This window comes from Roseomonas alba, assembly GCF_019430885.1.
GTDB lineage: Bacteria > Pseudomonadota > Alphaproteobacteria > Acetobacterales > Acetobacteraceae > Neoroseomonas > Neoroseomonas alba.
In genome coordinates this window covers 798,448-818,662 of record NZ_JAHYBZ010000001.1, presented here as the reverse complement: position 1 = coordinate 818,662, position 20,215 = coordinate 798,448, and the positions used below count along the sequence as shown (strand labels likewise).

General features: G+C 69.2%; 17 protein-coding genes. 8 read left to right on the top strand and 9 right to left on the bottom strand.

The window, feature by feature from the left end; genetic code table 11:
* Positions 1-7: 7 nt before the first annotated feature.
* Complete coding sequence (locus KPL78_RS03720; protein WP_219761534.1) at positions 8-691, top strand: cysteine hydrolase family protein; 684 nt, start codon at positions 8-10, stop codon at positions 689-691.
* Here the strand turns inward: KPL78_RS03720 and KPL78_RS03715 are convergent, their stop codons facing one another.
* Entirely contained in the window at positions 692-1,471 is a 780-nt protein-coding gene (locus KPL78_RS03715; RefSeq protein WP_219761533.1) for a sulfite exporter TauE/SafE family protein, read from the bottom strand.
* Positions 1,472-1,483: 12 nt separating this feature from the next.
* Here KPL78_RS03715 and KPL78_RS03710 point away from each other — a divergent pair, with 12 nt between their 5' ends.
* Positions 1,484-1,726, top strand: coding sequence for a hypothetical protein (locus KPL78_RS03710; RefSeq protein WP_219761532.1), 243 nt, complete (start codon positions 1,484-1,486; stop codon positions 1,724-1,726).
* A gap of 37 nt (positions 1,727-1,763) precedes the next feature.
* Here KPL78_RS03710 and KPL78_RS03705 read toward each other — a convergent pair whose 3' ends face one another.
* From KPL78_RS03705 to KPL78_RS03695, 3 genes are read right to left on the bottom strand one after another with little or no spacing between them, the layout of a single operon-like run.
* Positions 1,764-3,170, bottom strand: coding sequence for an NAD(P)(+) transhydrogenase (Re/Si-specific) subunit beta (locus KPL78_RS03705; RefSeq protein ID WP_219761531.1), 1,407 nt, complete (start codon positions 3,168-3,170; stop codon positions 1,764-1,766).
* Between the two features lie 4 nt (positions 3,171-3,174).
* Positions 3,175-3,570: a proton-translocating transhydrogenase family protein gene (locus KPL78_RS03700; protein ID WP_219761530.1), complete on the bottom strand. Its 396-nt coding sequence runs from the start codon at positions 3,568-3,570 to the stop codon at positions 3,175-3,177.
* Positions 3,571-3,583: 13 nt separating this feature from the next.
* Positions 3,584-4,735, bottom strand: coding sequence for a Re/Si-specific NAD(P)(+) transhydrogenase subunit alpha (locus KPL78_RS03695; RefSeq protein ID WP_219761529.1), 1,152 nt, complete (start codon positions 4,733-4,735; stop codon positions 3,584-3,586).
* A 334-nt stretch (positions 4,736-5,069) separates the two neighbouring features.
* Between KPL78_RS03695 and KPL78_RS03690 the strand changes: the two genes are divergently transcribed.
* Positions 5,070-6,443 (top strand): hypothetical protein, encoded by a 1,374-nt coding sequence (locus KPL78_RS03690; RefSeq protein ID WP_219761528.1) that lies wholly within the window; start codon positions 5,070-5,072, stop codon positions 6,441-6,443.
* 440 nt (positions 6,444-6,883) lie between these two features.
* Here the strand turns inward: KPL78_RS03690 and KPL78_RS03685 are convergent, their stop codons facing one another.
* Both KPL78_RS03685 and KPL78_RS03680 read right to left on the bottom strand, forming a co-directional pair.
* Complete coding sequence (locus KPL78_RS03685) at positions 6,884-8,254, bottom strand: ABC1 kinase family protein (protein WP_219761527.1); 1,371 nt, start codon at positions 8,252-8,254, stop codon at positions 6,884-6,886.
* The gene (locus KPL78_RS03680; RefSeq protein WP_219761526.1) at positions 8,247-10,067 is read right to left on the bottom strand and encodes a M3 family oligoendopeptidase; all 1,821 of its coding nucleotides are present in this window, start codon (positions 10,065-10,067) and stop codon (positions 8,247-8,249) included. The genes KPL78_RS03685 and KPL78_RS03680 overlap by 8 nt, the downstream gene beginning before the upstream one ends.
* Positions 10,068-10,153: 86 nt before the next feature.
* Here KPL78_RS03680 and KPL78_RS03675 point away from each other — a divergent pair, with 86 nt between their 5' ends.
* The 3 genes from KPL78_RS03675 to KPL78_RS03665 are packed head-to-tail and all read left to right on the top strand — an operon-like array spanning position 10,154 to position 14,421.
* Positions 10,154-11,881: an AMP-dependent synthetase/ligase gene (locus KPL78_RS03675; protein ID WP_219761525.1), complete on the top strand. Its 1,728-nt coding sequence runs from the start codon at positions 10,154-10,156 to the stop codon at positions 11,879-11,881.
* 47 nt (positions 11,882-11,928) lie between these two features.
* Positions 11,929-13,311, top strand: a complete 1,383-nt coding sequence (locus KPL78_RS03670; RefSeq protein WP_219761524.1) for a CoA transferase — start codon at positions 11,929-11,931, stop codon at positions 13,309-13,311.
* Between the two features lie 21 nt (positions 13,312-13,332).
* The gene (locus KPL78_RS03665; protein ID WP_219761523.1) at positions 13,333-14,421 is read left to right on the top strand and encodes an alpha/beta hydrolase; all 1,089 of its coding nucleotides are present in this window, start codon (positions 13,333-13,335) and stop codon (positions 14,419-14,421) included.
* Between the two features lie 88 nt (positions 14,422-14,509).
* Here the strand turns inward: KPL78_RS03665 and KPL78_RS03660 are convergent, their stop codons facing one another.
* Positions 14,510-15,487, bottom strand: a complete 978-nt coding sequence (locus KPL78_RS03660; protein ID WP_219761522.1) for a Bug family tripartite tricarboxylate transporter substrate binding protein — start codon at positions 15,485-15,487, stop codon at positions 14,510-14,512.
* A gap of 73 nt (positions 15,488-15,560) precedes the next feature.
* Complete coding sequence (locus KPL78_RS03655) at positions 15,561-15,908, bottom strand: DOPA 4,5-dioxygenase family protein (protein WP_219761521.1); 348 nt, start codon at positions 15,906-15,908, stop codon at positions 15,561-15,563.
* 444 nt (positions 15,909-16,352) lie between these two features.
* On the opposite strand from KPL78_RS03655, the gene KPL78_RS03650 reads away from it, so the two are divergent.
* Positions 16,353-18,653 carry a penicillin acylase family protein gene (locus KPL78_RS03650; protein WP_219761520.1) on the top strand — a complete coding sequence of 767 codons (2,301 nt, stop codon included), beginning with the start codon at positions 16,353-16,355 and terminating at the stop codon, positions 18,651-18,653.
* A 70-nt stretch (positions 18,654-18,723) separates the two neighbouring features.
* On the opposite strand, the gene KPL78_RS03645 is transcribed toward KPL78_RS03650, so the two are convergent.
* Positions 18,724-19,617 carry a LysR family transcriptional regulator gene (locus KPL78_RS03645; protein ID WP_219761519.1) on the bottom strand — a complete coding sequence of 298 codons (894 nt, stop codon included), beginning with the start codon at positions 19,615-19,617 and terminating at the stop codon, positions 18,724-18,726.
* Between the two features lie 262 nt (positions 19,618-19,879).
* Between KPL78_RS03645 and KPL78_RS03640 the strand changes: the two genes are divergently transcribed.
* Positions 19,880-20,215, top strand: coding sequence for a carboxymuconolactone decarboxylase family protein (locus tag KPL78_RS03640; RefSeq protein ID WP_219761518.1), 336 nt, complete (start codon positions 19,880-19,882; stop codon positions 20,213-20,215).

The window sequence follows — 20,215 nt, the reverse complement described above, 5'->3', positions numbered from 1 at the left end:
CCGCGGCATGACCCGCACCCTCACCCTCCCCGCCCGCCCCGAGCCTGTCACCGTCCGCGTGGACGAAACGGCGCTCATCATCGTCGACATGCAGAACGCCTATTGCTCGAAGGGCGGCTATATCGACCTGGTCGGCTTCGACGTCTCGGGCGCCGCCCCGGTGATCGAGGAGGCCGCCCGCATCGCCGAGGCGTGCCGCGCCGCCGGCATCCCGGTGATCTACCTGCAGAACGGCTTCTCCCCCGACCAGCGGGAAGCCCCCGAGACCGCCCCCGTCTTCCACAAGTCGAATGCGCTGAAGTTCATGCGCGCGAACGAGGCCTATGCCGGCAAGCTGATCACCCACGGCACCTGGGACCATGAGATCGTCCCGGAGCTGACGCCCCAGCCCGGCGACATCGTGGTGCCCAAGTCGCGCTATTCGGGCTTCGCCGGCACGGGTCTGGAGCAGATCCTCGCCGCGCGGCGCATCCGCACGCTGCTGATCTGCGGCGTGGCCACCAATGTCTGCGTCGAGAGCACCATTCGCGACGCTTATCACCGCGAGTTCTTCCCCGTGATGCTGGCGGACGCGACCATGGCGGCGGGCCCCGGCCAGCAGCAGGCGACCGAGTTCAACGTGGAAAAGTTCTTCGGCTGGCTGTCGAGCGGCGCCGAGCTGCGCGCCAGCCTGATGAGCAACGACGCCTGATCAGCCGAGCAGGCGTATCGCCTCCCGCACCAGGTTCGATCCGGCGAGCAGGGTGATCACCACGCCGACGACGCCCATCAGCGGGCGCGCCGGCATGTGGCGCGTGGCGAGCGCGGCGAAGGGCGCCGCGATCGCGCCCCCGATGACGAGGCCGAGCACGATCGGCCAGACGTCGAGGCCGATGGTGCTCAGGAAGGCGGTGGTGACCGCGGCGGTGACGAAGAACTCGGCGGCGTTGGACGACCCGATGGCGAATTTCGGATCGAGCCCCCGGCCGATCAGCGTGGAGGTGACGAGCGGCCCCCATCCCCCTCCTCCGACGGCGTCGAGGAAGCCACCGCCGAAGCCGATCCGCACCGCATCCTGGTCCGTGCGCCCGGCATCGGCGCCACGGTTGAACAGGGCACGGCGCAGGATGAGCAGCCCCATGAACACCAGATAGGCGCTGACGGCCGGCTTCAGCCAGGCCATGGGCAGGTGGCCCGCAATCAGCGCGCCGATGACCCCGCCCGCGATGCCCGGCAGCGCGAGGCGCAGCACCAGTCGCGGCAACACATGGCCGAGCCGCCAATGCGCCAGGCCGGAAAGCCCCGTGGTCGCCACTTCCGCCGCATGCACGCCGGCCGAGGCCATCGCCGGCGTCACGCCATGGGTCAGCATGACGGTCGTGGCGGTCAGCCCATAAGCCATGCCGATCGCGCCATCGACAAGCTGCGCTAGGAAGCCGACAGCCGAGTAGAACAGAACCTCCTGCAGCAGATGCGCCTCCATAAGTTGCATGATCCACTATCCATGGACTGCGACGGTGGCGACGCTTCTCCCTCCTTCAACTACCCTTCGCACGGCATGCAACGCAACATTGCCGACGCGGCGGCCCGCATCATGAAACGACGACGGCCGGCACAGGGGCCGGCCGTCGCGCAGAACGGGGGTATCATACCGACGAGCCTTGCTGATGACCTCGTCATCGGCAAGGCGGACGGTATGGCGCGCGGGGTTGGTGGGGCGGCCGCGCGCAAATCCACAAGACTCTGATACCGAGTCAGCCGAAAGGCTGGCTGGTATCAGGCGGCTATCTCTGCAGCGACTGCACGATCTCCTGGGTCACCTTCTTGGCGTCGCCGAACAGCATCATGGTGTTCGGGCGGTAGAACAGTTCGTTCTCCACGCCGGCATAGCCGCTCGCCATGCCGCGCTTGACGAAGAACACCGTCTTCGCGCGCTCCACATCCAGGATCGGCATGCCGTAGATCGCCGAGGACTTGTCCGTCTTCGCCGCCGGGTTGGTCACGTCATTGGCCCCGATCACGAAGGCCACATCCGCATCGGCGAATTCCGGATTGATCTCCTCGAGTTCGAAGACCTCATCATAGGGCACGTTGGCCTCGGCCAGCAGCACGTTCATGTGGCCGGGCATGCGGCCGGCGACGGGGTGGATGGCGTATTTGATCTCCGCCCCTTCCTTCTTCAGCAGGTCGGCCATCTCGCGCAGCACCTGCTGCGCCTGGGCGACCGCCATGCCGTAGCCGGGGACGATGATGATCTTCTGCGCGTTCTTCATCATGTAGGCGGCATCTTCCGGCGACCCGGCCTTGACCGGCGGCCGGTCCGTATCGCCGCCGCCCGCAGCGGCCGCCCCGCTCTCGGACCCGAACCCGCCCAGCAGCACGTTGATGATGCTGCGGTTCATCCCCTTGCACATGATGTAGGACAGGATGGCGCCCGAGGCGCCGACCAGCGCGCCGGTGATGATCAGCAGCAGGTTGCCGATGGTGAAGCCGATGCCCGCCGCCGCCCAGCCGGAATAGCTGTTCAGCATGGACACCACGACCGGCATGTCCGCCCCGCCGATGGGGATGATCAGCAGGAAGCCGAGCGCGAAGGACAGCAGCGCGATCAGCCAGAACAGCACGCCCGACCCGGTCGCGACGAAGGTGATGATCAGCACCAGCAGCAGGATGCCGAGCGCGAGGTTCAGCCAATGCTGACCCTGGAAGGTGATCGGCGCCCCCGACATCTTCCCCGCCAGCTTCGCGAAGGCGATGACCGACCCCGAGAACGTCACCGCACCGATCGCGACGCCGAGCGACATTTCGATCAAGGACTGGGTGTGGATGTGCTCATGCGTGCCGATGCCGAAGGACATCGGCGCATAGAAGGCCCCGGCGGCCACGAACACGGCGGCCATGCCGACCAGCGAGTGGAAGGCTGCGACGAGCTGCGGCAGCGCCGTCATCTGGATGCGCTGCGCGACGACGGTGCCGATGGTCCCGCCGATGGCGAGGCCCACGATGATCAGCGCGATGCCGCCGAAGCTCATCCCGTGGTGGGCCAGCGTCGCCAGGATGGCGATGCCCATCCCCACCATGCCGAAGGTATTCCCCTGGCGGCTGGTCTCCGGGTGGCTCAGCCCGCGCAGGGCGAGGATGAAGAGGACCGAGGCGACCAGATAGGCGAGGGTCGAAAGTGTCTCACCCATCGGCTCAGCTCCCCTTCTTCTTGAACATGGCGAGCATGCGCCGCGTCACCATGAAGCCGCCGAAGATGTTCACCGCGGCAAGCGTCACGGCGATGAAGCCGAAGATCCGCGCGATCGTCGTATCCGCCGTGCCGGCGGCGAGCATCGCGCCCACCACGATCACCGAGGAAATGGCGTTGGTGACGCCCATCAGCGGCGAATGCAGCGCCGGGGTGACGTTCCACACCACGTGGTAGCCGACGAAGCAGGCGAGCAGGAAGATCGTCAGCAGATAGAGGAAGGGCTCGGCCGCCGCGGCGACCGGGGCCACGGCCTCGGCGGCGATCCGCGCCTGCGCGGCCAGTTCCAGCGCGCGCTGCGCCGCGGCCTGCGCCTGGTTGGCGAGTTCGGTTGCGTTCATCGTCCCTGCCCCCTTATGCCGCCGACTTCATCGACGGATGCACCACGGCGCCGCCGCGGGTGAGTGTGACGCCCTTCACGATGTCGTCCTCCTCCGGCAGCTTCGGCGCCTTCGCCTCCTTGTCCCAGAAGGTGGACAGGAAGGTGAGCAGGTTGCGCGCATAGAGTGCCGAGGCCGCCGCCGGCAGCCGCCCCGCCCAGTTGGTGAAGCCGAGGATCTTCACCCCGTTCTCGGTCACGATCATCTCGCCCGGCCGCGTCAGCGCGCAATTGCCGCCGGCATCCGAGGCAATGTCCACGATCACCGATCCCGGCTTCATCGACGCGACCATGGCCGCGGTGACCAGCGTCGGCGCCTTGCGGCCCTGCACCAGGGCGGTGCAGACCACGACATCCTGCTTGGCGATGTGGGCGGCCACCACCTCGGCCTGCTTCGCATAGAACTCGGCCGAGAGCTGCTTGGCGTAGCCGCCCGCCGTCTGGGCCGCCTTGCTCTCCTCATCCTCGTAGCCGACGAAGGACGCGCCGAGGGACTTGATCTCCTCCTTCGCCGCCGGCCGCACATCGGTCGCGGAGACTCGCCCGCCGAGGCGCCGCGCCGTCGCGATGGCCTGCAGCCCGGCGACGCCCGCGCCCATGATGAAGGCATTGGCGGCGGGCACCGTGCCGGCCGCCGTCATCATCATCGGAAAGCCCTTGTCGTAGGCGGCCGCGCCCTCGATCACCGCGCGGTAGCCCGCGAGATTGGCCTGGGAGGACAGCACGTCCATCGACTGCGCCCGGGTGATGCGCGGTGCGAGCTCCATGGCGCAGGCATCGAGGCCGAGCCTCGCATAGGTGCCGGCCATCGCCGGATCGGCGCCCAGCGTGCCGATCAGCAGCGCCCCGCGCGGGATCAGCGCGAGCTCGTCCACCGCGTCTTCCCCGGTGCCGAGAGGTGCGCGGACCTTGAACACGATGCCGGCGCCGGACAGCACCGTCGCGGCGTCCGCCCCGATCGCGGCCCCGGCCTCGGCATAGGCGGCATCGGTGAAGCCGGAGGCCAGGCCCGCCCCGGCCTCCACCGCGACATCGAGGCCCATGGCGATGAGTTTCTTCACCGTCTCAGGCGTTGCCGCGACGCGGGTCTCTCCGCTCCGCCGTTCCTTCAGGACCGCAAGCTTCATGCGGGAGGTCTCCCTGCGCCCAATTCCGTCCCTGCGACCTACAGGGGGCGGTGCAGGGTGTCCAGCGCAACCGGAAGACGTTTTCCGCCCTGCGCTGCCTGGTTCCGCGCACCGCTCGGTGCCCATCCCCGTGGTCCGTCGCAGCCCGAAACCCTGTGGAGTGGAGCAGCCCCGGGATGGCGTCAGCCCGCCGCGCGACGTGCCCCGCCGCCCCCGACGAGAGCCAGGAACGGCGCTCTTGACGCCGGAATCCCGCACCCGTAACCGTATGTATCAGCCGCCGCCACCACCTCGTATCGGAAGCGCGCGCCTGCGTGCGGATGTTGGGAGCATCATGACAGTGTCCCGTGCCGTGCATGCGGTCGCGTGCGCGTTGCCGTTTCTCCTCGGCCTTGGAGCCGTGGGCCTGCATGCCTCGCTCGGCCGGCCGATCTGGATCGATGAATTCACGCATTTCGCCTACGCGGCCGAGCCCACGACGCGCGAAGCCTGGTCCCTTTTCCTGGCAACGGCCGACAACATCCAGCACGGCCAGACCGGGATCTACATCATCCTGAATTATTGGACGCTGAACTATCTCGGGCTCGACGCGACGCTGCTGCGCCTGCCGTCGATCCTGTCCGGCGTGTTCCTGTTCTCCTCAGCCATCATGCTGTTCCGGGTCCTCGGCTTCTCGGTCCTGTGGCAGATCGTCGTGGTCGCTGCCCTGACCGGCCAGCATCTCCTCATGTATCTTCTGGGCGAAGCGCGCCCCTATGCTCCGATCCCGGCCGCCTCGGCCGGCCTGCTGCTCTACTACGTCGCGAGGCCGCAGCATCCGGAAAGCTGGGGCATGCTCCTCTTCGGCATCTTCACGGCCGTCTTCGGTACGACCATGCATGTCTACTTCGCAGTCTATTGGCCGGTCGTGTGCCTCGTCGCCTATGTCCATCATCGGGCGGTGACACATGAGGCGTTCAGCCTGCGCTCCCTGATCCGCTTCGCCAATCCCGGCCTGGTGGCCCTCGGCGCCGGCCTGTATCTGCTGCTCGGCGCGCTCACCTGGCTGCGGGGCCAGCCCAATCTCGGCCTGGACCCCTTCGAATGGCTTCGCCAGCAGGGCCCGCTGGCGAATTTCACCAATTACAGCCACACGCAGTTCCTCGACGGCAGCTATGCCATCGCCGCCATCTTCACCGCCGCCGCGATGGGCGCGCTGCTGCTGCCGGCGGGCCTGCGCGGCAGCGCGGCGCGGCTGCAGGCCCCGGCCCTGCTCGTCCTGCTGTCCCTCCTCCTCTCGGTCCTGATCGGCTGGATCTCCTATATGGCGGATTACTGGATCCTGCCGCGGCAATGGGTCGGCTCGATCGCGCTGGTCGCCATCGGCGTCGTCTGGTTCTGGGCCGAAGCGGCACGTCTCTGGGCCCGCCTGACGCCGCTGCTGGGATGGGCGCTCTGCGGCATCGCCGCCCTGATCGTGTCGAGCCAGGCGCTGAACATCATCGGAGTCCGGCTGGCCGAGCTGCGGACCCGCCTCGCCGAAGCCCCCGCAGTGCCGCCGCCGGAAGCCTGCGAGCCCCCGGGTGCGCTCGATCTTGCGAACATGTCCAACGAGGACCGGAACGCGGTGATGGTCGATCTCGCGAACCGGAACATCGCCTGCGGCGGGCCGATCTGGGTCGTCTTCCGCGGCTACTACACGAGCCAGCTGGCCTATTGGGCGCGGTAGCGCCAGATGGCCCTGGCACGTCCACTGTAGAGGTGGAGGGACGCCGCCTCTCCAAACACCACCCCGCCAAAGGCCGAAGGGCCTTTGCAAACCTCCACATGGCGCCGTGCGCCACGGGAGGCATGAAACACCATGGCCCGCTCCCGCGCCCGAAACGCCCCGGGGCTCGAAGCACAACCTTCCCGTCCGGCGCCAACGGACTGCGGTCCAGGGGATCCAATCCCCTGGCGGGGTGGTTCGGAGGGGCAGAGCCCCTCCGATCTTCGCCCGCGGAAGCAAGCCGATCATCAACGGATGACGCGCCATGCCGCTGCTCCCACGGACATCGTCACGCGCCCAGAGCAGATCCTATCCGGATGAACTCATCTGGACGGGTGAAGATGCTCGCAAAAACAAATGCCTAGAGCATTGCAGCTGAACGGAAGTTCGCCGGAAATGCTCTAGGCTCCCGCCGGCACGCCCGCCTCGACCAGTGCCGCCGTCTGCCGCTCCGCGAGCTTCACCGCGTCGAAATCAGCGACCAGCTCGTGGAACAGATCGTGCCAGTTGAGCTTCGCGCCGAGCCGCAGGAACACCGACCCCAGCCCGATCGCCGCGCGGTCCATCAGCGGGAATTCGCGCGGCACGCGCACGCCGCCGGTCCGCTTCAGGCCGGCATGGACCTCCTCGGCGATCTTGCGGCCGTAGTTCGGATCATCCGTCACCTGGATCGGCCGCACCCGCGCATCGAGCAGCGGCTCGTAGAGGAAGCGCGCCCAGGTGTTCAGCACTTCCATCGTCTCGCGCTTCAGGTCGCGGAAGCCCCAGATGCGGTAGGCCTCGGCGGCCTTGTCGAAATCATCATCGCGCATCGCCTCGTAGAGCATGATGACGCCGCCGATGAAGGGTGCGGGGAAGACGCGGATCACCCCGAAATCGAGCAGGTTGATCCCGAACCCGTCATTCTCCGGGCAGTCGCCGCGGACCTGGTAGTTCCCCAGATGCGGGTCGCCATGAATGACGCCGTAGCGATACAGCGGCAGATACCAGGCACGGAACAGCGCGCGGGCATAGGCGTTGCGCTCCTCCTGCGGCGGGTTCTCGTCGATGCGCGCCTGGATGGCATGGCCATCGAGCCAGGTCATGGTCAGCAGCCGCTTGGTGCAGAAGCCCTCCACCGGGGTCGGGACGCGCACGCCGGGTGCATCCTTCAGCATCAGCCCATAGAGGCGCTGCTGTGCCGCTTCCCGCGTGTAGTCCAGTTCCTCCCGCAGCCGGTCGGACAGTTCGATATAGGCTTCGTCGTTCTCGAGCGTCGGGTCCATGCGGCGGTACAGCGCCATGGCGATCTTGAGCTGCCGCAGATCGGCCTCCACGACCGACGCCATGTCCGGATATTGCAGCTTGCACGCGACGCGCGTGCCGTCGGGCAGCACGGCGCGATGCACCTGACCGAGGGACGCCGCAGCAGCCGCCTCACGCTCAAAGGACGCGAACCTCGCTTCCCAGGCCGGACCGAGTTCGCTCGCCATGCGCCGCCGCACGAAAGGCCAGCCCATGGGCGGAGCATTGGCCTGCAGCGTTGCCAATTCCTTCGCATATTCGGGCGGCAGAGCGTCCGGCACGGTGGACAGGAACTGCGCCACCTTCATCATCGGGCCCTTGAGCCCGCCGAGGATGGCCTTCAGATCCTCCGCATGCGCGGCCTTGTCGGTCTTCATGCCGAACAGGCGCTGGCCGGCGACGCGCGCGGCGATGCCGCCCACCGCGCTCGAGGTGCGCAGCATGCGCCGCGCCTCCCCGAACAGCGTGCTGCCGTCCTTGTCAGCCATCGGCGCGTTCGATCTCGTCGATGAAGCCGCTGATCACGTCGAGGCCCTTGTTCCAGAACGCCGGATCGGCGGCATTCAGCCCGAAGGGCGCCAGCAGCTCCTTGTGACGCTTCGTCCCGCCGGCGCGCAGCATGTCGAGGTACTTCGCCTCGAAATCCGGCACCGACCCGTCGCGATACACGCCGTACAGCGCGTTCACCAGGCAATCCCCGAAGGCGTAGGCATAGACATAGAAGGGCGTGTGGATGAAGTGCGGGATATAGGCCCAGTAGACCGCGTAATCCGGGGTGAACTCGAAGGCCGGGCCTAGGCTTTCCGTCTGCACCTGCATCCACAGCTCGCCGATGCGCTCCGACGACACCTCGCCCTTGCGGCGCTCGTCATGCAGCAGCGTCTCGAAGCGGTAGAAGGCGATCTGCCGGACCACCGTATTCAGCATGTCTTCGACCTTGCCGGCCAGCATGGTGCGGCGAGCCCTGGGGTCGGTCTCGGCATCCAGCACGGCGCGGAAGGTCAGCATCTCGCCGAAGACGGAGGCGGTCTCGGCCAGCGTCAGCGGCGTCGAGGACAGCAGGTAGCCCTGCGCGCCGGCCAGGATCTGGTGCACGCCATGCCCCAGCTCATGCGCCAACGTCATCACGTCGCGCTGCTTGCCGTGGTAGTTCAGCAGCAGATAGGGATGCGCGGACGGCACGGTCGGGTGCGCGAAGGCCCCGCTCGCCTTGCCCGGCCGCAGCGCGGCGTCGATCCAGGGCTTGTCGAAGAAGCGCTTGCCGATCGCCGACAGCTCCGGGCTGAAGGCGGCGTAGGAGGTCAGCACGCGCTCCACCGCCTCGGGCCAGGGGATGCGGCGATCATCCTCGTCCGGCAGCGGGGCGTTGCGGTCCCAGTGCTGCATCTTCGGCAGACCGAGCCACTTCGCCTTCATCAGATAGTAGCGATGCGACAGCCGCGCATAGTTCGAGGTCACCGCACTCACCAGCGCGTCCACCACCTCGTCCTCGACCATGTTCGCGCGGTTTCGATACGATCCCGGGCGCGGATAGTGGCGCCACTTGTCGTCGATCTCCTTGTCCTTCGCGAGGGTGTTGGTGACCAGGCTGAACAGCCGCACCCGCTCCCCGAAGGCCGCGGAGACGCCCTTCGCCGCCGCCGCCCGCACATCCCGGTCGCGGTCGGACAGGCGGTTCAGCGCGGCGGAGACGGTCAGTTCCTCCCCATCCACCGGCACCTTCATGTTCGCGATGGTCTCGTCGAACAGGCGGTTCCAGGCGGAGGCCCCGGCGACCTCCTTCTCATGCAGCAGCTTCTCGACCTCGTCGGAGAGCTGGTGCGGGCGGAAGACGCGCAGATCGCGCAGCCAGGACTGCCAATGGGCCAGCGCCGCCGAGCCCTTCACCTTCGTCTCGAGCGCCGCATCCTCAAGTCGGTTGATCTCAAGGGTGAAGAACAACATGCGGGAGGAGATGGTGGTCACCCGCTCCTGCATCGTCTGGTAGAAGCGGCCATTCTCCGGGTTCTGCGCATCCGAGCTGAATAGCAGCCCGGCATAGGACGTCACCCGGCCGAGCCGCTCCCACAGCACTTCGTATTCCGCGATGGCGGCGGCGAGCGCGTCGCCGGTCAGGCCACCGAGCTTGCCGGCGAGCCGTGCCTCGAAGGCGGCGGCATCGGCCTCGGTGCGGTCGAGATCGGCCGCGAGCTTCGGATCGTCCGGCCCGGCATAGAGGTCGGAGAGGTCCCAGACAGGCAGCGGCGCCTCGGCGGCACCGGCATCCAGGGGGGCGAAGGCGGGGGTGGGGAGAGTGCGCATGATCACGCCCCCCATATAGGCGCCCCCATCGTAATGTGCGAACCACATCCCGATGTGACGGGAAACCGCGGGAGAGACGCAATCCGATGAGCCCATCGCCGGGACGCTGGCCGACGCTGCCGGCGATGATGCTGCAACTGGCCGCCGAAACCCCCGATCGTCCCCTGTTCCGCCACTGGAAGGGCGGCGCTTGGCACTCCCTGCGCTGGGGCGATTTCGCCGTGCAGGTCGCCTCCGTGGCGGCCTTCCTGCGGGCACGCGGCATCGGCCCCGGCGACCGCGTCATGCTGGTCAGCGAGAACCGGCCGGAATTCCCGGTCGCCGACACGGCCATCATGGCCATGGGCGGCGTGACCGTGCCGACCTACACCACCAACCTGCCCTCCGACCATGCGCATATCCTGCGCGACTCCGGGGCGCGGGTGGCGATCGTCTCGACCCGGAAGCTGGCCGAGAAGGTGCTCGCCGGCGCGGAACTGGCGAACGGCCTCGACCTGCTGATCTGCTGCGAGGATGCGCCCTCGGCGCCCGGCCTCGTCACCCATCACTGGGAGGAGGCGCTGGGGACCCCGGGAGACCCCGCCATGCTGGCCGCCGAGGCCGAGAATGCCCCGCGAGAGAGCCTCGCCTGCCTGATCTACACCTCCGGCACCGGGGGCGTGCCCAAGGGGGTGATGCTGCCGCATCGTGCGCTGCTGTCGAACCGGGACGGGGTGGCGCCGCTCGCGGAGCGGCTCGGCTTCGCGGGCAAGCCGTATCTCTCCTTCCTGCCGCTGTCGCATTCCTACGAGCATACCGTGGGCGGCTTCCTGCTGCCCTCGGTGGGGATGGAGGTGGTCTATTCCCGCGGCGCCGATCGGCTGGCGCATGAACTCGCCGAGATCCAGCCCGCCGTGCTGACCGCCGTGCCCCGCCTGTTCGAGGTGCTGCGCGGCCGCATCCTGCTGGGGCTCGAAAAGGAACCTCCGTTCAAGCGGAAACTGTTCGACCGGACGCTGGCCCTGGGCCTGCGGAAGATGGACGGGCCGAAGCTCGGCCTGCTGGAACGGCTGGAAGATGCCGTGCTGGACCGCCTGGTGCGGCAGAAATCGCGCGACCGCTTCGGCGGCAAGCTGCTCGCCATGGTCTCGGGCGGCGCGCGGCTCGACCCGGAGCTGTCCGGCTTCTTCCTCGCCCTCGGCCTGCCGGTGCTGCAGGGCTATGGCCAGACCGAGGCCGGGCCGGTCATCAGCGTCAACGTCCCCTGGGCCAATGACCGCCACACGGTCGGCCGCCCCCTCAAGGGCGTCGAATGCCGCATCGCCGAGGATGGCGAGGTGCTGGTGCGCGGCGAACTCGTCATGACCGGCTACTGGGGCAATGCCGAGGCCACCGCCGCCGCGCTGACGCCCCTGCCCGGCGACCCCGACCCCTGGCTGCACACCGGCGACATCGGCGCGCTGGAGAACGGCTTCCTGCGCATCACCGACCGCAAGAAGGATTTCATCAAGACGCTGGGCGGCGACATGGTCAGCCCCGCCAAGATCGAATCCCTGCTGATGGCCGAACCGGAGATCCACCACGCCGTCGTCGCCGGCGAAGGCAAGCCCGCCCTCGTCGCCCTGATCGTCCCGGCCGAAGGCATGGCGGCGAAGATCGGCGATGCGGTGCGGCGGGTGAACGGCAAGCTCTCGACCATCGAGCGCATCCGCCACTTCGCACCCACCGAGCCCTTCACCATCGAGAACGGCCTGCTGACGCCGACCATGAAGGTGAAGCGCCGCGCCGCGATCGAGGCCCGCCAGGCCGAGGTGGAGGCCATGTACACGGCCTAGCCTCCCCCCCCCTGGACGCCCGCGCCGCGCGGCGCGAGGCTCCGGGCATGAGGACATCGCCAGACATCGCGCTCGCCGACCTGCTCGCCCTGGGCGGCGTGCCGCCATCTGAGACCAGCCTGACCGGGGCCGACCCGGTGCAGCCCTCGACCTTCGCCGTGGGCACATCGGCGGTCGCGTCCATCGCCGCTTCCGCCGTCGCGGCGGCGGCCGTCCATCAGGCGCGCGGCGGGCCGGCGCAACGCGTGGCCGTCGACATGGCCCATGCCCTGACCGAATTCCATTCCGAGCGCCATCTGCGCGTCGATGGGCAGGAGGTGCATGAGGGCTGGGACCGCATCGCCGGCCTGTATCGCTGCGGCGACGGCCGCTGGCTGCGGCTGCACACGAATTTCCCGCATCACCGCGACGCGGTGCTCAAGCGCTTCGGCTGCACCTATGACCGTGAGTCGGTGACCGCCGCCCTGCAGTCCTGGCGCGCCGAGGACGCCGAGACGGCGGTGAACGAGGCGGGCGGGGTCGGCACCATGACCCGCAGCCTGGAAGAATGGGCCGCGCACCCGCATGGCCAGGCGATCGCTGCCCTGCCGCCGGTCATCCTGGAACGCATCGGGGATGCGCCGCCGACGCCACTGCCGCCGCTGGCCGCGCGGCCGTTGGCCGGCATCCGCGTGCTGGACCTGACGCGGGTGATCGCCGGGCCGGTCGCGGGGCGGACGCTCGCCGCCCATGGCGCCGATGTCCTGCACATCACCTCGCCGCACCTGCCCTCGCTGCCGCCGCTGGTGATGGATACGGGGCGGGGCAAACGGTGCGCCTCGCTCGACCTGCGCGATCCGGCGCAGCAGGAGACGCTGCGCGGCCTCATCGCCGGCGCGGATGTGTTCCTGCAAGGCTATCGCCCCGGTGGGATTTCCGGGCTCGGCTTCGGGCCGGAGGCGCTGGCCGCGCTGAAACCCGGCTTGGTCTGCGTGTCGCTGTCCGCCTTCGGCCATGTCGGGCCGTGGTCGGGGCGGCGGGGCTTCGATTCCCTTACCCAGAACGCCGACGGCATCAACGATGCCGAACGCATCGCCGCCGGAGAGGACAAGCCGCGTCCCCTGCCCTGCCAGGCGTTGGACCACGCCTCGGGCTATCTGCTGGCCTATGGCGCCATGGCCGCGCTGCTGCGGCGGGCGACCGAGGGCGGGTCGTGGCTGGTGCGCGTGTCGCTCGCGAGCACCGGGGAATGGATCAAGCGCCTCGGCCGGGTAGAGAACGGGCTGGCCGCCCCCGGCATCGACGACGCCGCGCCGTTCCTCGAGGAGTCCGACAGCGGCTTCGGGCGGATGACCGCGGTGCGCCATGCCGCGATCCTGTCCGGAACGCCGGCGCGCTGGGCGCTGCCGTCGATGCCGCTCGGCAGCCATCCGGCAGCCTGGGCCGGGTGACGTGACCCAGGCCACGCGGCCATGAGCGGCGCGCGCGACGCCGCAGGCGAGGCGATCGGGCGGCTCGTGCCGGCGGTGCTGGATGCGCTCGCGGTGCTGGAACACGCGGCGCGGCGGGTGGACCCGGAGACGCTGGGGGCATTGGCCGAGGCGGTGCGCCAGCGGGAGTCGCCCCTCGGCCCGGCGTTGGCTGCATCGCAGGCGTTGGACTGGCCCGAGGGGCTGCTGCCGGTCCGCGACAGCCTGCACGGTGCGGCCGAAGCGGCGATGCGCGGGATCGGGACGCTGGGCGGGGTGATGGAGACGCCCGACCCGCTGCGTGCCGTCTCCCGCGCCCTGCGGGAGTACGGGCCGGCCTGCGAGGCGCTGTATCCCCTCGCCGCCTTCCTGACGCCGGTGAACCGGTTCTTCCTGACCGAGGCGGCACAGCAGGATGCGGCGCTGGTCGTGGCGCTGTCTCGTCCCGGGCGCGAGGGCACGGGGACGATGGCGCTCGGCGGCCCGCCGGGAACGCGGGGCGGGGCGTCGCTTTATGTGCCCGAGACGTACGATACGGCGCTGCCGTCGCCGCTGATCGTCGCGCTGCATGGCGGCAGCGGCGACGGGCGGCGCTTCCTCTGGACCTGGCTGCGGGATGCGCGGTCGCGCGGCTGCATCCTGCTGGCGCCGACGGCGATCGGGCGCACCTGGTCCTTGCAGGAGCCCGATCTCGATGGGACGAACATCGCGCGGCTGATGGCGCAGGTGGCGGAGGGATGGTCCGTCGATGCGTCGCGCATCCTGCTGACGGGCATGAGCGATGGCGGCACCTTCGCCTATCTGCACGGCCTGTCGGCCGGAGCGCGCTTCACGCATGTGGCGCCGGTCGCCGCGGCGTTCCATCCGATCATGGTGACGCTTGCCGATCCACTGCGCTTGCGTGGCCTGCCACTGTTCATCCTGCATGGCGCGCAGGACTGGATGTTTCCCTGCGAGAGTGCGCAGCGTGCCGCGCAGATGCTCGCCGCTGGTGGCGCCGCGGTGCGCCACGAGGAAATCGAGGACCTCGCCCACACCTGGCCGCGCGAGATGAACGCCGCGCTGCTGGACTGGTTCCTGCCCTGCCCCTGATGGGCGATCGCTTCGCGTCGGTGCGCCCTGGTGACAGACAGAAAACGGAGGGGGTCCGGGGGAGGTGTTCCTCCCCCGGCCTTTGCCGTCAGTTCACGCTGATTCCCCGATCCCGGATGATCCCCGCCCAGCGCGCGCTTTCCGCCGCGATGCGTTCCGCGAAGTTGGTCCGCGTGTTCGGCAGGTAGATCAGCCCCTGCTCGGCGAGGAAGCTCTGCATCTCCGGCGTGGTCGCGACCTGCGTATAGACGTCGTAGAGCCTGTCGAGGATCGCTGTGGGCGTCCGCGCCGGCGCGATGACCGCGTACCAGCTTGCGACCGCGAAGCCCGGATGCCCGGATTCCGCCAGCGTCGGCACATCGGGCAGTTGCGGCACGCGGTCCGGCGTGGTCACCGCGAGGGCACGAACCCGTCCATCTCGGATGGCGGGCAGGATGGTGGGCAGTGTTTCGAACATGGCCTGGATGTCGCCGCCGAGCAGGGCGATCATGCTGTCGCCGGTGCCGCGATAGGGGATGTGCTCGATCTGCATCCGCTCGCCGGCGATGATCAGTTCGAAGGTCAGGTGCTGCGGCGAGCCGACGCCGATCGAGCCGTAGTTCATGCGCCCGGACGCCGACCGCACGCGCGCGGCGAATTCGGCGAGGGTGTTCACCGGCAGGCTGGCCGGCACGACGAGAACCAGGGGCGAGGCGGCGAACATCATCACCGGCGCGATGTCCTTCGCGACGTCGTAGGGCATGTCGCGGGTCAGGTGCGGCGCGATGGTGAGCGGGCCGAGATTGCCCATGCCGATGGTGTAGCCGTCGGGGTTGGCGCGGGCGACTTCGGCCACGCCGATGCGGCCGCCGGCGCCGGCCTTGAAGTCGTTGACGATGGTCTGGCCGAGGATCGGCCCGACCTTGTCGTTGAAGGCGCGGGCGAGCAGGTCGTTCAACCCGCCCGGCGGCCAGGGCACGACGAAGCGGATGGGGCGGGTCGGCCAGGACGCCTGGGCGGCGGCCGGGGCGGCGGCGAGCGCGGCCAGGGCCGGCAGGGCGCGTCTGGTGATCCTGGGCGTATTCATGCGGAGATCCTTGTTCCCGGAAGGCCGGCGGAAGGTTCCGTTCCGGGATGACACGGTCAACCGCCCGTGGCGATCAATCGGGCAAGGTGGCGGTGTCGAGGGCGAGCCGATCGCCCATCCAAAGGGCATGTTGCTCATGATCCAGCCTTTGCCGGCCAGTCTCCGGGTGCAGCAGGATGCTCAGCCCTTCGCGGTTCAGGGCGAGGAAGGGCGCCAGGGTGGGAAACAGCGCCGGCGGGAAGGCCACCTGGTACATGGCCCGGCTGTGCGGACCGACCGGGACATCGTGCCAGCGGCCCAGCACCGCCTCGGGGTAAGCTTGCGCGATCGCCTCCCGTAAGCGCTCGGCGGCGGGGCGGGACGCGGGATCGTAGTAGATGTGGGCATGCCAGCCGGTGATGGTGTCGGGGGCAGCCAGCATGGGGAGTCTCCTCTCGTGTTGGGCGGAAGATTGGAGGGGCTCTGCCCCTCCAAACCACCCCGCCAAAGGCCACAGGGCCTTTGGAAGCCATTACCTGGCGCCGGGCAGCGCAGGAATCCCATTCCCCTCCCAACGCGTTTCGGGCGCAAGAGCGGGCTTCGGCAGTCGCCGTGCCGAACGCGCCAAGCGCGAAGTCGAGGTTTGCAAAGGCCCTTCGGCCTTTGCTGGGATGAGTTCGAGAGGGGCAAAGCCCCTCTCGATCCGACACGGCCATCTATGGTGTGCCATAGCCGAGGCCGCCGATGGCGGAACGGACTGCCGCAAGCGATTGACGCTGCGGCCTCGCCTCGGCACGACTGACGCCGCGTTGCATGGGATGACCGGCGAGATGACAGACAGAACCCTCTGTGCGGAAGCAACTGTGAAGCACGGGGGACACGGGTCGTGACCGGCATCGCGGAGGAAAGCCTCTCCCTCCCCGGCCTCGACGCCGCGGCCGAGATCCTCGTCGACCGCTGGGGCATCCCGCACATCTACGCCGCGACCCAGCGCGACGCCTTCTTCCTCCAGGGCTTCAACGCCGCGCGCGACCGGCTGTGGCAGATCGACCTGTGGCGCAAGCGCGGGCTGGGGCTGATGGCGGGCGACTACGGCGCGGCCTTCGTCGAGCGCGACCGCGCCGCGCGGCTGCTGCTCTACCGCGGCGACATGGCAGCCGAATGGGCCTGCTACGGCCCGGATGCCGAGGCGCGGACCACCGCCTTCGTTGCCGGCATCAACGCCTATGTCGATCTGGTGGCGCGCGAGCCCGACCGCCTGCCGCTGGAGTTCCGCGCGACCGGCACGACGCCGGCGCGCTGGGCGCCGGAGGACGTGGTCCGCTGCCGGTCCCACGCCCGAGTCCGCAATGCGGATTCCGAGGTGACACGCAGCGCCATCGTCGCGCGCTTCGGCGTCGAGACCGATCGCCTGCATCGCGACCTGCAACCCGAATGGACCTTGCAGGTACCGGACGGCATCGCCCCGCACGTCATCCCGCCCGAGGTGATGCGCACCTACCTGATGGGCTGCGAGCCGCATCCGCTCGACACCACCGACCCGGCGGAGAAGCTGGCCTTCACCAGCGAATGGGGCAGCAACAACTGGGCGCTGTCGCCCGCGCGCACGACGACCGGCCGGCCGATCCTGGCGAGCGATCCGCATCGCGTCCATGACCAGCCCTCGCTGCGCTACGTCACGCATCTCTCGGCGCCGGGCCTCGACGTGATCGGCGCCGGCGAGCCGGCCATCCCGGGCGTGAGCCTGGGGCACAATGACCGCCTCGCCTTCTCGCTGACCATCCATCCCTCCGACCAGGAGGACCTCTACGTCTATGAGCTGAACGAGGCCGATCCCGACCTCTATCGCTATGGCGAGGGCTGGGAGCGGATGCGCGTCGTCACCGAGACCATTCCCGTGCGTGGCGGGGAGGACGCCACGGTGGAGCTGCGCTTCACCCGCCACGGCCCCGTGCTCCATGTCGATGCCGCGAACCGCCGCGCCTATGCTCTGCGCAGCGTGTGGTGGGAGCCGGGCACGGCCGCCTACATGGCGAGCCTCGCCTATCTGACCGCGACGACCGTGGCGGAGTATCGCACCGCGCTGGAAGGCTGGGGCGCGCCCTCGACCAACCATGTCGTCGCGACCGTCGATGGGCACATCGCCTGGCAGGCGGCGGCGAAGGTGCCGGTGCGGCCGAACTGGGACGGGCTGATGCCGGTCTCGGGCGACGGGCGCTACGAATGGGCGGGGACGATCCAGGCCTCGACCCTGCCCTCCCTCACCGATCCGGCGAGCGGCTGGGTGGGGTCCGCCAACCAAATGAACCTGCCGCCCGATTTCGACCATCGCCACCACAAGACCGGCTTCGAATGGACCGATGGCGCGCGCTTCTCGCGCCTGTCGGAATCGCTGAACGCCGACAGGCGCTGGTCGGTGGAGGAGACGCTGAAGCTCCAGACCGACGTGCTGAGCGTGCCGGCGCGCCGGCTCTGCGCGCTGCTCGCGACGGCGACCGGCAGCATGGCGGCGGAGGCGCGCGCCTTCCTCGTCGGCTGGGACCATCGGCTGGAGGCGACCAGCGGCCCCGCCGCGCTGTTCGAGATCTGGTACACCAATCACCTGATCCCCGCCGTGCCGAAGGCGCTGGGGCCGGAGGGCCTGAACCGCCTGATCACCGTGCCCGACACCGCGCTCTACGTGGACCTGCTGGAGAGCGCGGACGATCCGGGCCTCGGTCCCGATCCGAAGGCCGCGCGCGACGCGCTGCTGCTGACCACCCTCGCCGCAGCGTGGGAGGAGGCCGTAAAGCGCATGGGTGCGGACACCGCCCATTGGTCCTGGGGCCGCATCCACCAGGGCTATTTCAGCCACCCGCTGTCGCGCCTGGCGCCGCCCGAGATTGCCGCGAAACTCGATGTCGGCCCGGCGCCCAAGGGCGGGTCGAACCTCACCATCAACAACAACGGCTATCGCGGCAGCGACTTCCGCGTCATGTCCGGCGTGTCCTGGCGCATGGTGCTGGATGTCGGCAACTGGGATGGGAGCTGGACGATCAACTCGCCCGGGCAATCCGGCGATCCGGCCAGCCCGCATTACCGCGACCTTTTCCCGCTCTGGGCGAAGGATGAATACGTGCCGATGCTCTACAGCCGCGCCGCGGTGGAAGGGGCGGCCGAACGCCGCATCCACCTGCTGCCCGGCTGACAGCCCGTTCGGACATGGGCCATGCGGCGCATGTCCGTATCCGGCACCGGCCCTTCCAAACGGTCTCTGATCAGGTGCCGAGCAGCCTCGGCACCTCCTTGCGCAGATGCGCGACGAAGCGCGTCACCAGGGCCGAGCTCGGCGCCGACCGCGCCCGGATCAGCAGCGTCTTCATCTCGATGCGCGGCTTCAGCGGCCGCGCCACCAGCCCCGGCAGCGGCAATGTGTTGAGCAGGAACGGCTCGACCAGCGCGATCCCCGCCCCGTGGTACGCGAGCGCCATGCCGGTCATGGACATGCTGACCTGCACGCTGATGCGCGGCACCACCCCCGCATCGGACAGCGCCCGATCCACATAGCCGCGCAGCGGCGCGCGCGAGAGGAAGGTCGTGATCGACATGCCGTCGAGCTGGCCGATCGCCACCTCCTCCTGCGCCGCGAGCGGATGATCCTCCCGCATCACGCAGGCGACACCGGATGAGACGAGCACTTCCGTCTCCACCTCCGGATGGACGACAGGTTCCAGCCCGACGCCGAGTTCCACCTCCCGGCTGACTACGCGGTCGAGCAGCTCGGGCGAGGTGAGCGCCTGCAGCACGATCCGCACGCGCGGCCGTTCGGCCAGGAAGGAGGCGACCGCCGCCGCCAGGTAGCCATTGGCGATCGGGAAGGCGCCTGCGAGCGACAGCGTGCCCATGCTCCCGCCCTTCAGGTCGCGCAACTGGCGCCCGACGGAATCAAGCCGCGCGAAGATCGCCTCGATATCCGGCAGGATGGCCTCGGCCTCCGGCGTGGGATGCAACCGCCCGCCGACGCGGCGGAACAGCGGCATCCGAAGCTGGGTCTCGCAATGCTTCAGCACCTTGCTCGCCGAAGGCTGGGTGACGCCGAGCAGGCGCGCTGCCCCCGTCACCGTGCCGGTGCGCATGACGGCGTGGAACACTTCCAACTGACGCAGGTTCATTTCGCGTCCTCCCTGGGGCCGCAGCATAGACGCCGTCTATGGGTCCTGGCAGGCATTCCAGTGGACCGGGGGGGTCAGGGCTGGAATGCTCATCCCCAGGACGCCGAACGGCGACCCGACGGGATGGAAACGTTTCGACCGCTGGCTGCGCGCCGACCGGCCCTACGGCGTCGGCCGCCCATGGCCTGCCTTCGCCGCGTCCTCCGCCCGCCGTGCTTCCGCCCCGCGCCGCGGCCACCGCGACGCCGCACAGGAGACCGCCATGGCCGCCCCGCCTTCCGCCCGCCGCGACCGCATCAACCCGCATTTCCCCAAGCTCGTGGAAATGACCAACACCTATGTCTACGGCGATGTGTGGGAACGGCCGCAGCTATCCAAGCGCGACCGCAGCATCGTCACCATCGCGGCGCTCGTGGCGCTCGGCTGGCAGGACCAGCTCAACAGCCATATCGGCCGGGGCCTCGGCAACGGCCTGACGCGGGAGGAGGTGAGCGAGATCATCACCCACCTGTCGCTGTATTCCGGCTGGCCCTCCGCCATGACCGCCGCCCACGTCGCGGTCGATGTCTTCGAGGCCCAGGACAAGGCGAAGGGCTGA

Excerpts from the sequence above, each read along its gene's own strand:
- KPL78_RS03720 (WP_219761534.1), top strand. The coding sequence starts at position 8 with ATGACCCGCACCCTCACCCTCCCCGCCCGCCCCGAGCCTGTCACCGTC.
- KPL78_RS03715 (WP_219761533.1), bottom strand. The coding sequence starts at position 1,471 with ATGCAACTTATGGAGGCGCATCTGCTGCAGGAGGTTCTGTTCTACTCG.
- KPL78_RS03710 (WP_219761532.1), top strand. The coding sequence starts at position 1,484 with ATGGACTGCGACGGTGGCGACGCTTCTCCCTCCTTCAACTACCCTTCG.
- KPL78_RS03705 (WP_219761531.1), bottom strand. The coding sequence starts at position 3,170 with ATGGGTGAGACACTTTCGACCCTCGCCTATCTGGTCGCCTCGGTCCTC.
- KPL78_RS03700 (WP_219761530.1), bottom strand. The coding sequence starts at position 3,570 with ATGAACGCAACCGAACTCGCCAACCAGGCGCAGGCCGCGGCGCAGCGC.
- KPL78_RS03695 (WP_219761529.1), bottom strand. The coding sequence starts at position 4,735 with ATGAAGCTTGCGGTCCTGAAGGAACGGCGGAGCGGAGAGACCCGCGTC.
- KPL78_RS03690 (WP_219761528.1), top strand. The coding sequence starts at position 5,070 with ATGACAGTGTCCCGTGCCGTGCATGCGGTCGCGTGCGCGTTGCCGTTT.
- KPL78_RS03685 (WP_219761527.1), bottom strand. The coding sequence starts at position 8,254 with ATGGCTGACAAGGACGGCAGCACGCTGTTCGGGGAGGCGCGGCGCATG.
- KPL78_RS03680 (WP_219761526.1), bottom strand. The coding sequence starts at position 10,067 with ATGCGCACTCTCCCCACCCCCGCCTTCGCCCCCCTGGATGCCGGTGCC.
- KPL78_RS03675 (WP_219761525.1), top strand. The coding sequence starts at position 10,154 with ATGAGCCCATCGCCGGGACGCTGGCCGACGCTGCCGGCGATGATGCTG.
- KPL78_RS03670 (WP_219761524.1), top strand. The coding sequence starts at position 11,929 with ATGAGGACATCGCCAGACATCGCGCTCGCCGACCTGCTCGCCCTGGGC.
- KPL78_RS03665 (WP_219761523.1), top strand. The coding sequence starts at position 13,333 with ATGAGCGGCGCGCGCGACGCCGCAGGCGAGGCGATCGGGCGGCTCGTG.
- KPL78_RS03660 (WP_219761522.1), bottom strand. The coding sequence starts at position 15,487 with ATGAATACGCCCAGGATCACCAGACGCGCCCTGCCGGCCCTGGCCGCG.
- KPL78_RS03655 (WP_219761521.1), bottom strand. The coding sequence starts at position 15,908 with ATGCTGGCTGCCCCCGACACCATCACCGGCTGGCATGCCCACATCTAC.
- KPL78_RS03645 (WP_219761519.1), bottom strand. The coding sequence starts at position 19,617 with ATGAACCTGCGTCAGTTGGAAGTGTTCCACGCCGTCATGCGCACCGGC.
- KPL78_RS03640 (WP_219761518.1), top strand. The coding sequence starts at position 19,880 with ATGGCCGCCCCGCCTTCCGCCCGCCGCGACCGCATCAACCCGCATTTC.